The organism is Kribbella albertanoniae, assembly GCF_004348455.1.
Taxonomy (GTDB): domain Bacteria; phylum Actinomycetota; class Actinomycetes; order Propionibacteriales; family Kribbellaceae; genus Kribbella; species Kribbella albertanoniae.
Genome location: NZ_SMKA01000314.1, coordinates 1 through 10,480 on the forward strand (window position 1 = coordinate 1; position 10,480 = coordinate 10,480).

Sequence of the window (10,480 nt, forward strand, 5' to 3'; positions counted from 1 at the left end):
GTGCGGGGGGTGGGGTTGGCGGCGGCGTGGAAGGTTCGGGCCAGTTCGGCGGATTCGGCGGTGGCTTGGGCGGAGTCGCCGTGGGTTTCTTCGAAGGCTTCGTTGAGGGTGTTGAGGCCGGCGCGGGTCTGCATGAGCTGGGTGTCGGCGGCCTCGGCCGTGTTGGTGATGAGGGCGGCTGCGGCCTGGCGGTTGTCGACGTGGCTGCTGGAATTGACCAGCGGGTCGAGTGCTTCGCGGGTGGCGATCAGGCGGCGGTCGGCGTTGTCGATGCTTTCGGTGAAGTTGCCGACGGCAGCATCCAGGGTGTTGAGCTGATGCGAGAGGCGGTCCATCGCGGCGACGTCGTGCTGGACCGGCAGCTCGGACAGCTCGGTGAGGGCGTCGCGGCCGGCCCTCAGGGCGCGGCCGCCGTCGGCCACGCGGTCGCGGACCTCGGTGATGCCCTGGCGGGCGTAGCGGATCCGCTGGTCGGCCTGGTCCGCAAGCTCCTGGGCGTTCCGCTGGAAGGGGCGGGGCTCGTCGGCAGTCTGGACGCGGTTGGCCTGTACGGGCAGCTCGAAGATCTCTTCCTCGCTGCGCCGGAGGTAGTTGTCGACCTCGCGGGTGACGTCAGCCGCTTGTCCGAGGGACGAACGGGCGGCAGACAGGGCGTTGTACGCCGTCTCCGCCAGCCAGGCAGCCCGCTCCTGGGCGCGCGCCTGCTCCTGGGCCGGCGTACTCACTGGTCGTCCTCGGTCTCGTCCAAGGCCGCGCGGAGAGCCGCTTCGGCGCCTTGGAGCTCAGACCGAGCTGCCTGCAACTGGTCGCGGGCGGCCTGCAGGGCCTCGTTCGGCTGGTCGGCCGGGTCCGTGGTGGACACGCGAAACACCTCTCTCGGAGCAACAAAGGTCGTTCCGAGACTAACGCGAGCCGGGGATCAGCGACGCCCGAGGAGGTCCACAGCCTCCGCGGCCCAGTACGTGAGGATCTGGTCGGCACCCGCGCGCCGGATCGACGTCAGCGTCTCGAGAATCGCCCGCTCCCGGTCGATCCACCCGTTCGCCGCGGCCGCCTCGACCATCGCGTACTCACCGGAGATGTTGTACGCCGCCACCGGCACGTTCACGTGGTCGCGAACCTGCCGGATGATGTCCAGGTACGGCAGCGCGGGCTTCACCATCACGATGTCCGCACCCTCGGCGATGTCCAGGTCGACCTCGCGGATCGCGTCGCGCGCGTTCGCACCGTCCTGCTGGTACGACTTCCGGTCACCCTGCAGCGACGAGTTCACCGCCTCGCGGAACGGCCCGAAGAAACTCGACGCGTACTTCACCGCATACGCCAGGATCACCGTGTCCTGGAATCCGGCCGCGTCCAGACCACGCCGTACGACGCCGACCTGGCCGTCCATCATCCCGGACGGACCGACGATGTGGGCACCGGCCGAGGCCTGCGCGACCCCCATCTCCGCATAGATCTTCAGCGTCGCGTCGTTGTCGACCCGGCCCTCGGCATCCAGTACGCCGCAGTGCCCGTGCGAGGTGAATTCGTCCAGGCACAGGTCCGACATCACCAGCAACGAGTCGCCGGCTTCACTGACCGCATCCCGGATCGCGATGTTCAGGATGCCGTCCGGATCGAGTGCACCCGATCCGACCTCGTCCTTCTCCTCCGGTACGCCGAACAGCATCACGCCACCGAGCCCCAGCTGCGCCGCCTCGGCGACCGCCTTCCGCGCGGTGTCCCGGGTGTGCTGGTAGACGCCCGGCATGGAGCTGATCGCGAGTGGCTCGCGGGCCCCTTCCCGGATGAACATCGGCAGGATCAGCTGCCGCGGCTCGATCGTGGTCTCCGCGACCAGCCTGCGCATCGCCGCCGACTGACGCAGCCGGCGGGGCCTCACATCCGGGAATCCAGGCACAGTTTCAGCTCTTCCTGCGGGAACCTGCACGACGTTCGGAGGGGCGGGTCACGGGCTCGCCCGCTGCCACCATGGTGTCACGCCGATCCGCACCGAACCGGGCGAGCGCATCGGCCAGCTCCTCGGCGGACGGCGCATCCGCCATCGCGTCGACGCGCAATCCGTGCTCCTCGGCCGTCTTCAGCGTGGCCGGGCCGATCACCGCGATCACCGTCGACGCGTGCGGCTTGCCGGCGATGCCGACCAGGTTGCGCACGGTCGACGACGAGGTGAAGACGACCGCGTCGAACTTGCCCGACTTGATCGCCTCGCGGGTCGGCGCGGGCGGCGGGGCGGCCCGCACGGTCCGGTACGCCGTGACGTCGTCGACCTCCCAGCCGAGATCGGTCAGTCCTGCGACCAGCGTCTCGGTGGCGATGTCGGCACGCGGCAGGAACACCCGGTTGATCGGGTCCAGCACCTCGTCGAACGGCGGCCAGTCCTCGACCAGGCCGGCGGCGGACTGCTCACCGGTCGGGGTCAGGTCCGGGCGGATGCCCCAGGCAGCGATCGCCTCGGCGGTCTTGTCACCGACCGCGGCGATCTTCAGCCCGGAGAACGCCCGCGCGTCCAGCCCGTACTCGTCGAACTTCTCCCGGACCGCCTTGACCGCGTTGACCGAGGTGAACGCGACCCACTCGTAGCGGCCCTCGACGAGCCCGCGGATCGCCTTGTCCATCTGCTGCGGGTTACGCGGCGGCTCCACGGAGATCGTGGGCACCTCTTCGGGCATCGCGCCGTACCGGCGGAGGCGGTCCATCAGCGGACCGGCCTGGTCCTTGGTGCGCGGCACCAGGATCCGCCAGCCGAACAGCGGCTTGGTCTCGAACCAGGACAGCGCCTCGCGCTGCTCGACCACGGAGCCGACCACGATCACGGCCTCGCCGGTGACCTTGGCGGCCCGCAGGTCGGCCACGATCGTCTCGAGGGTGCCGATCACGCTGGTCTGCGCGGTCGTCGTCCCGCCGACGGTTGCCGCGACCGGGGTCGAGGCATCGAAACCGGCCTCGACGAGCGCGGCCACGGTGTCCTTGAGGACGTCGGTCGCGTTCAGCAGGACGAGCGTCTGCTTGGTGTGCAGCCGGCTCAGGTCGAGCTTGGCCTCGGCCAGGTCGACCACGGTGACCTCGCGGTCGTTCTTCATGGTCAGCGGGATTCCGGCGTACGTCGGGACCGCGCTCACCTCGCTGACGCCGGGGATCACGTTGAAGCCGATGCCCGCCTTGCGGCAGGCGGCGGCCTCCTCGGCACCGCTGGAGAAGGTGAACGGGTCGCCGGTCAGCAGGCGCACCACGTTCGCCGCAGACTTGGCGGTCTTCACCACCAGCCGGCCGCGGGCCGCGACACGCAGTGCGCGGCTGCCCTCGGCGCCGGAGCCGTCGATCACCTCGACACCCGGCTTGCAGTACGCCAGGAAGGCGTCGTGCTCCGGACCCTCGACGACAACCGCGTCCGCGCCGGCCAGGACGTCGCGTCCGGCCAGCGTCAGCAGCGAGGGGTCACCCGGGCCGACGCCGACGAACGTGACGTGACCGAGTGGTCTCGGCTGCTTGGCGGCACTCGTCGCGGCAGCCTTCGCCGGCACTGTCTGAGGTGTCGCGGATGTCGCGGTGGAGGCTGCTGTCTGTGCGCTGCTCACGTCTGCCTTCGCCCTCGTCCTCGTGGTGCTTGTCTTCTTGGCTGTCGTCGTGCCCTGTGCCGGTGGTGTCATTCGCGCTCCAGCAACTCGTTCGCCAGCGCTTTGCCGAGGGACACCGGATCGTCCACCGGCCCGTTCGCGGAGAGCCGCCGTACGCCGTCGTCCTGGCCGAGCGCGCCCCGCAACCAAAGCTCGGGGCCGTCCTCACCCTCGACCACCTCGGCGAGTGCTCCGACCGGGGCCGAGCATCCTGCCTCGAGTGTGGCCATCATCTGCCGTTCCGCTGTCACCGCTGCCCGGGTGGCCGGGTCCTCCAGCGGAGCCAGGGCGGCCAGTACCTCGGTGTCGTCCGCCCGGCACTCGATGCCCAGGGCACCTTGTCCGGGAGCGGGCAGAACCTGGATCGGATCCAGGGTCTCGGTCACCTCGGCGAGCCGTCCCAACCGGGACAACCCTGCCCTCGCAAGTACCACCGCGTCCAATTTGCCATCGGTGACGAGCTTGATCCGGGTGTCCACGTTGCCGCGGATCCCGGTCATCTCCAGCCCCAGGCCGAGCCCGTCGAGCATCGCGGTCCGGCGCGCCGAGCCCGTCCCGACCAGGGCGCCCTGCGGCAGTTCACCCAGCGTGAGGCCGTCACGAGCGATCAGTACGTCGCGCGGATCCTCGCGGACCGGGATCGCGCCGACCGTCAGACCCTCGACCGGAACGGTCGGCAGATCCTTGAGCGAGTGCACGGCGATGTCGATCTCGCGGGACATCAGTGCGTCGCGCAGTGCGCTGACGAACACCCCGGTGCCACCGATCTGCTGCATCGGCGCCAGGTTGACGTCGCCGGTGGTGACGATCGGCACCAGCTCGACCTCGTGCCCGAGTGCGCGCAACTGGTCGGCCACCAGGTTGGCCTGGACGGTCGCCAGTGCGGACCGCCGGGTCCCCAGTCGGATCATGCGTGCTCACCTCCGCGCGCCTTGGGCGTCGTCACCGCGTCGACCGTCGCCTGGTCGAGGGCGAACAGTTCGCGCAGCGCGTTCGCGTACGTCGGTCCGCCGGGATCGGCGGCAAGTTCTTTCACCCGAACGGTCGGGTTGTGCAGCACCTTGTCGACGACCCGTCGGATCGTCCGGGCCACCTCCTGCCGCTGGTTGTCGTCCAGGCCGGGCAGCCGGCGGTCCAGCCGGGCCAGCTCGGAGTCGACGAGCTCACTGGCCATCGTCCGCAGCGCAACGACCGTCGGGGCGACCGAGGCAGCTCGCCGGGTCGCCTCGAAAGCACCGGTCTCGACGGCGACGATTCGCCGTACATCCTCGATGTCGTGCTCGCTGCCACCGGCCGTCCCGGCCAGGTCGGCAAGCGTGACGAGGGTGACGCCGGGGATCCGGGCTGCTTCCGGAGCGACATCGCGCGGCAGCGCAACGTCCAGCACGCCGAAAGCCCTTCCGTCACTCGCGTTCCGGATCATCTCCGCGGTCAGCACGACACCGCGGGCACCGGTGCAGGACACCACCAGGTCGGCCTCGGCGAGTGCGTCCGGGACGTTCGCCAGCTGGATCGCCGTACCGCCGATGCGATCGGTCAATGCGACCGCGCGCTCATAGTTGCGGTTGGCAATGACCACGCTCGCGGCGCCGCCGTTGATCAGGGTCTGCGCGGCCAGCGACGCCATCGAACCGGCGCCGACGATCAGGGCACGGCGCCCTTCGAAACCACCGACCGCGTCCAGCCCGGCCGAGACGACCGAGCGGCCCGCCGAGTCGATACCGGTTTCGGCGCGAGCCCGCTTGCCGACCCGCAACGCGTGCTGCAGAAGGGCATTGAGGTCGGTACCGATCGTCTCCAGGTCCTGGCCGACGCGCAGCGACTCCTTCACCTGGCCGAGGATCTGGCTCTCGCCGACGATCATCGAGTCGAGGCCGACCGCGACCTGGAAGAGATGCGCGACCGCGCCCTCCTCGAAGTGCACATACAGGTGCTCGGCCAGATCGATCAGCGGTACGCCGGTGATGTCGGACAAGATCGCGGTGACCTCGTCCATGCCCGCGTGGAAGCGGTCGACGGTCGCATACACCTCGGTGCGGTTACAGGTCGCCAGTACGGCGGACTCCGTCACGGCCGGGGTGTTCTGCACGGCCAGCGCGAGCTTGGTCGCCGCCTCCGGATCCAGCGCGACCCGCTCCAGCACAGTGATGTCAGCGCTGCGGTGGCTGATCCCGACAACCAAGTAGCTCACGCGATCACACCCCCGCCCACAGCAGGCAGATCGGGAGTGAGCGCGTTGGTCGCTGGTAGCTCGGGCACCTGGGGGAGCGCCACCTCTCCGGACTTTCGTTGTTCGTGGTACGCCAGGATCTGCAACTCGATCGAGAGGTCCACCTTGCGGATGTCGACGCCGTCGGGCACGGACAGCACCACCGGCGCGAAGTTCAGGATGCTGGTCACCCCGGCCGCGACCAGCCGGTCGCAGACCTCCTGGGCCGGACCGGCGGGGGTGGTGATGACGCCGATCGAGACCCGGTCGGTCTCGACGATGTGCTCGAGCTCGGCGAAGTCGCGGACCTCCATGTCACCGATCCGCTCGCCGACCAGCTTCGGGTCGGCGTCGAGCAGGGCGACGATCCGGAACCCACGGGTGCCGAAACCGGAGTAGTTCGCCAGCGCGTGACCCAGGTTCCCGATCCCGACGATGACGACCGCCCAGTCCTGGGTGACGCCGATCTCGCGGGCGATCTGGTAGCGGAGGTACTCCACGTCGTACCCGACGCCGCGGGTGCCGTAGGAGCCCAGGTAGGACAGATCCTTGCGCAGCTTCGCAGAGTTGACGCCGGCCGCGGTGGCCAGGTCCTCACTCGACGCGGTCGCGATGCCACTGTCCGACAGCGCGGTCAGCGCCCGCAGATAGACCGGCAAGCGCGCGACAGTCGCCTCGGGGATGCCGCGTTCGGTTCTCGTCGGCGGGCCGGGACGACGGCTGCTGGCACGCGTCACAATTCTCCTGGGGGGTGGTTCTCATCAGCCGCGTTCAGTACCCTGCGGCTCCTCTTACTCTAGGAGCTTGTGAACGTGAGAACAAAATCGGCGAACCCCAGGGTGACCGACAGCACTAACCGCTGAGCGCCTTCCGCAGCCTGGCCGGGTCCACCCGCCAGAAGTCGTGCTGCTTGCCGTCGACGAGCGTGACCGGGATCTGTTCGCCGTACTGGGTGAACAGCGCGTCATCCTGAGTGATGTCCACCTCGGTCCACTCCACCCCGAGCTCAGCGCAGACTGCCTCGACGATCGCCCGGGCGTCGTCACAGAGGTGACAGCCAGGCTTGCCGTAGAGCGTGACGCGGGCGCTCATCCCTCCGCCCGCAGCCGGCCCTTGGCCACCTTGCCGGTGACGGAGTGCGGCAACTGCTCGACGATCTCGAGCTCGCTGGGGCATTTGAACCGCGCCAGCCGGGTCCCGGCGTACTCCAGAAGTCTGGTCGGCTCCAGCGTCGCACCAGGCTCCGGTACGACGAAGCCCTTGATCGCCTCACCGGTGTCCTCGGACGGGACGCCGATCACGGCGGCCTCCAGTACGCCGTCGGCCGCGACCAGCACCTCCTCGACCTCACTGGGGAAGACGTTGAACCCGGACACGATGATCAGCTCGCGCAGCCGGTCGACCAGGAAGAGATCACCGTGGGAGTCCAGGAAACCGACGTCACCCGTGCGGTACCAGCCCTCGGCATCCGGGCCGTCCACACCGTCCGGCCAGTAGCCGGAGAAGACGTTCGCCCCGCGGATCAGGATCTCGCCGGGGTCGTCGCCCTCGACATTGTCACCCTGCTCGTCGGCGATCCGGACCTCGACGTTCGGCAGTGCGCGACCGACCGAGCCGGGCTTCGGCTCGCCCTCACCGAGGGTCGTCGTCACGCCCGGGGAGGCCTCGGTCAGGCCGTAGCCCTGGTGGACGAAGAGGCCGGTCTCCTGCTCGAAACGGTCGGCCAGGCCGCGATCCAGTGCCGAGGCGCCGGTCAGCACCACCTTCACGCCGGAGAGCGCCGTACGGAGATCAGGACGGGCCAGGAGCGCATGCAGCGCCGGCGGGGCCAGCGGCAGCCGGGTGACCCCGTGCTCCTTGACGAGATCAAGCGTGTGCGCGGCGTCGAAGCGCTTGTCGATGACCAGCGCTGCGCCGGTCGCGACAGTCCAGCCGAGGACCGCGTTCAGGCCGAAGGCGTGGAACATCGGCAGCACGCCGAGCACCACGTCCTCGGGGCCCATTCGGTCGGGGCCGAGTGCGGAGAGATTCTTCACGTTTGCGGTGAGTGCGCGGTGCGTGAGCATCGCGGCCCGCGGATCTCCACTGGTTCCGGAGGTGTAGAGCAGCACCGCGAGCGTTTCCGGGTCGATCGTCGGCTGTAACACAGCGTCACCCTGGAGCTCGCCGGCTCGCACGACGCGAGCCCCTTCGACGAGCCCCGCGAGGTCCTCGTCGGTGACCGCGAGACGGGCCCCGGAATGCGCCACGACGGTGTCCACCTCGGGCTTCGTCAGCCCGGTGTTCAGCGGTACGGCGACCAGGCCGGAGCGAAGAACGCCCAGGTAGGAGGTGACGAACTCGATGCTGTTGGCGATCAGCAGGATGACCCGGTAGCCGGGCACCAGGCCGGCCGCGGCGAACCCGCGGGCAGCGCTCTCGACGGCCGCGTCGAGCTCGGTCCAGGTCAGTCGCCGGTCGCCGTCGACCAGCGCGATCCGATCGCCGTGACGTCGCGCTGTGTCACGAAGAAGGTCCGCGAAGTTGAAGTCCACCTGCTGAGTCTGTCATGGCTATTCCACGCTCACCGAGCAACCGGCGCGCTCGGAATGGTTGCAGCAGAGCGTGACGGGAGATATACAGGTGAACTCGTGGATGTGCTTCTGCTGAACCTCACACTGCAGAAACCCGTCCATGACGGGGAGACCATGCGCAAAAACCCCGACAGCAGGCTGCGTTGCGTCATCAGGTGGTGACGGGAGCAGTCCGCTGGCGCATTCGTCACGTACGACCGACGGGAAGGCGGCACGCCACCAGCTGTTGACAGCGAGTGCTGCAGGCGTAACGCTCAGTGCTCGCATCGTCTCCAGCCGTGTGTGGCCATGCGCGGATGTGTCAGACGACGTGTCTTTCGAACGGGGAGAGATCTTGACGACGCCGGAGCCAAGTCCGGACGGGATGAGACGGGCCGAGCTCGTCGATCGCGCTCAGGCAGGTGACGTCGGTGCCTTCGGTGAGCTCTACGACGAGTACTCGCTCACCGTCTATCGCTACATATACGCTCGGGTGTCGTCATCGGCACTCGCCGAGGACCTGACCAGCGAGACGTTCGTCCGGGCGCTGCGTGCGCTGGACTCGTTCCGCTGGCAGGGCCGGGATTTCGGCGCCTGGCTGGTGACGATCGCCCGGAACCTGATCACCGACCACTACAAGTCCGGCCGGGTCCGGCTCGAGGTGGTCACGGACGAGATCGAGACGCACGACCGGCAGACCGAGGGGCCGGAGGTCGACGTACTGGCCGCCGCCACCGCCGAGGTGCTGCGGGACGCCGTCGCCGGCTTGCCCGACGAACAACGCGACTGCCTGACGATGCGGTTCTTCGCCGGTTTGTCGATCGCGGAAACGGCCAGGGCGCTGGAGAAGTCCGAAGGCGCCGTCAAGCAACTGCAACTGAGGGCCGTCCGGCACTTGGCGAAGGTTATCCCCAAGGACTTGAGGTGAGACGGATGACAACGACAGTCTTCCGTAACCCGTCAGGGAGTTTCATCGTTCTCCCTCGTGAGGACCTGTCGGTGACCCCGACTGGCCATTGAGGAGAACGAGATCCATGAGTGACCTACACAGGGCTCGAGCGCGCGCGGAGACCTTCGCGCACGCCGTCGATCACGGGCCTCGTCACTCTTCGCGACTGAGCGATGACCCGGAGTTGGAAGAGGCTGTAGAACTCGTCGGACGGCTGAGGACCGCCGGCGCAGTCGCACCCCGACCGGAGTTCAGCGCCGAGCTGAGGCACCGTCTGCTAGAGCAGGCGGCCGCCCGCGCGGCGACCAGTACTCCGACCATGGTGCGCAGCACTCCCGACAGCTCCGACGACCCGCCGAGTGGCGAGGACGTCGACGCGTCCGTGACAGATATCCGCCATCGTCATGGCCGGCGTATCCGGCTCGTGGCCAGTACCGCCGCGCTGGTGCTGCTGGGAGGTGGCATCGGTTCTGCCGCTGCCGCTCAGCAGGCGATGCCCGGCGACACGTTGTACGGGATGAAGCGCAGTATCGAGAACGTGGCGACCAATGTGGGGATCGGCGACGACTCCCGCGGCCGGCGCGATCTCGAGCACGCCAAGACCCGGTTGTCCGAGGTCCAGGCACTCGCCGGTAACGGCGGGTCCGCGACCACCATCAACGGCACGCTCGACGACTTCTCGGCGCAGGCCCGCAAGGGCGTGTCCCGGCTGGTCGCGTCGTACCAGCAGGACGGCGACGCGAGTTCGATCGTCGCGGTCACGGCGTTCATCACCAGCGCCCGCCAGGGGCTGGGAGAGCTGGCGCCGAAGCTGCCACCGGAGTCGCTGAAGTCGGCGGTCGAGGCCCTGGCCACGATCGACCAGCTGGCCCAGCACAGCACGACCGCCTGCCCGAAGTGCGACAAACCGAAGGCGCCGAAGAACCAGCAGGTTCCGCCGAGCACGGTCGAGGAGTCGGTGAAGCCGCCCAGCGGCAGCCCGAAGACCCCGCCGGCCGGCAAACCGTCGACGGTTCCGACCGCCAAGCCCACCACCACACCCACCAAGGTGCCGAACACGACGCTAGTCGGGGAGCCCACGACGCCACCGAGCAGTCTGAAGACTCCCCCACGCCCGTCCGGGTCCCAGCCGACCGGTACGCCATCAGGC

General features: G+C 68.9%; 11 protein-coding genes. 2 read left to right on the forward strand and 9 right to left on the reverse strand.

The window, feature by feature from the left end:
• The 9 genes from E1261_RS39160 to E1261_RS39195 all read right to left on the reverse strand — a co-directional run.
• Window positions 1–725: hypothetical protein (locus tag E1261_RS39160; protein ID WP_132414814.1), on the reverse strand; the 725-nt coding region annotated here is incomplete at its 3' end.
• A complete protein-coding gene (locus E1261_RS45630) occupies window positions 722–862 on the reverse strand; it encodes a hypothetical protein (RefSeq protein WP_165952801.1) in 141 nt (46 codons plus the stop codon). The genes E1261_RS45630 and E1261_RS39160, both read right to left, overlap by 4 nt.
• 57 nt (window positions 863–919) lie before the next feature.
• Complete coding sequence (gene hemB / locus E1261_RS39165) at window positions 920–1,885, reverse strand: porphobilinogen synthase (RefSeq protein WP_272948635.1); 966 nt, start codon at window positions 1,883–1,885, stop codon at window positions 920–922.
• Between the two features lie 22 nt (window positions 1,886–1,907).
• On the reverse strand, window positions 1,908–3,653 hold the full coding sequence (locus E1261_RS39170) for a bifunctional uroporphyrinogen-III C-methyltransferase/uroporphyrinogen-III synthase (protein WP_238176715.1): 1,746 nt from the start codon (window positions 3,651–3,653) through the stop codon (window positions 1,908–1,910).
• Window positions 3,650–4,531, reverse strand: coding sequence for a hydroxymethylbilane synthase (gene hemC, locus E1261_RS39175; RefSeq protein WP_132414816.1), 882 nt, complete (start codon window positions 4,529–4,531; stop codon window positions 3,650–3,652). Before hemC ends, E1261_RS39170 begins: the two co-directional genes overlap by 4 nt.
• On the reverse strand, window positions 4,528–5,811 hold the full coding sequence (locus E1261_RS39180) for a glutamyl-tRNA reductase (protein WP_132414817.1): 1,284 nt from the start codon (window positions 5,809–5,811) through the stop codon (window positions 4,528–4,530). The genes hemC and E1261_RS39180 overlap by 4 nt, the downstream gene beginning before the upstream one ends.
• Entirely contained in the window at window positions 5,808–6,566 is a 759-nt protein-coding gene (locus tag E1261_RS39185; protein WP_132414818.1) for a redox-sensing transcriptional repressor Rex, read from the reverse strand. The genes E1261_RS39180 and E1261_RS39185 overlap by 4 nt, the downstream gene beginning before the upstream one ends.
• A 115-nt stretch (window positions 6,567–6,681) precedes the next feature.
• A complete protein-coding gene (locus tag E1261_RS39190; protein WP_132414819.1) occupies window positions 6,682–6,921 on the reverse strand; it encodes a glutaredoxin family protein in 240 nt (79 codons plus the stop codon).
• On the reverse strand, window positions 6,918–8,363 hold the full coding sequence (locus E1261_RS39195; RefSeq protein WP_132414820.1) for a class I adenylate-forming enzyme family protein: 1,446 nt from the start codon (window positions 8,361–8,363) through the stop codon (window positions 6,918–6,920). The genes E1261_RS39190 and E1261_RS39195 overlap by 4 nt, the downstream gene beginning before the upstream one ends.
• A gap of 373 nt (window positions 8,364–8,736) precedes the next feature.
• Between E1261_RS39195 and E1261_RS39200 the strand changes: the two genes are divergently transcribed.
• Together E1261_RS39200 and E1261_RS39205 are read left to right on the forward strand one after the other, a co-directional pair.
• A complete protein-coding gene (locus tag E1261_RS39200) occupies window positions 8,737–9,309 on the forward strand; it encodes a sigma-70 family RNA polymerase sigma factor (RefSeq protein ID WP_238161031.1) in 573 nt (190 codons plus the stop codon).
• A 106-nt stretch (window positions 9,310–9,415) separates the two neighbouring features.
• The coding region (locus E1261_RS39205) for a DUF5667 domain-containing protein (protein ID WP_132414821.1) at window positions 9,416–10,480 on the forward strand (1,065 nt) is incomplete at its 3' end.

Bases quoted from the DNA above. Each gene is read 5' to 3' on its own strand.
- E1261_RS39170 (WP_238176715.1), bottom strand. From the start codon at position 3,653: ATGACACCACCGGCACAGGGCACGACGACAGCCAAGAAGACAAGCACC.
- hemC (WP_132414816.1), bottom strand. From the start codon at position 4,531: ATGATCCGACTGGGGACCCGGCGGTCCGCACTGGCGACCGTCCAGGCC.
- E1261_RS39190 (WP_132414819.1), bottom strand. From the start codon at position 6,921: ATGAGCGCCCGCGTCACGCTCTACGGCAAGCCTGGCTGTCACCTCTGT.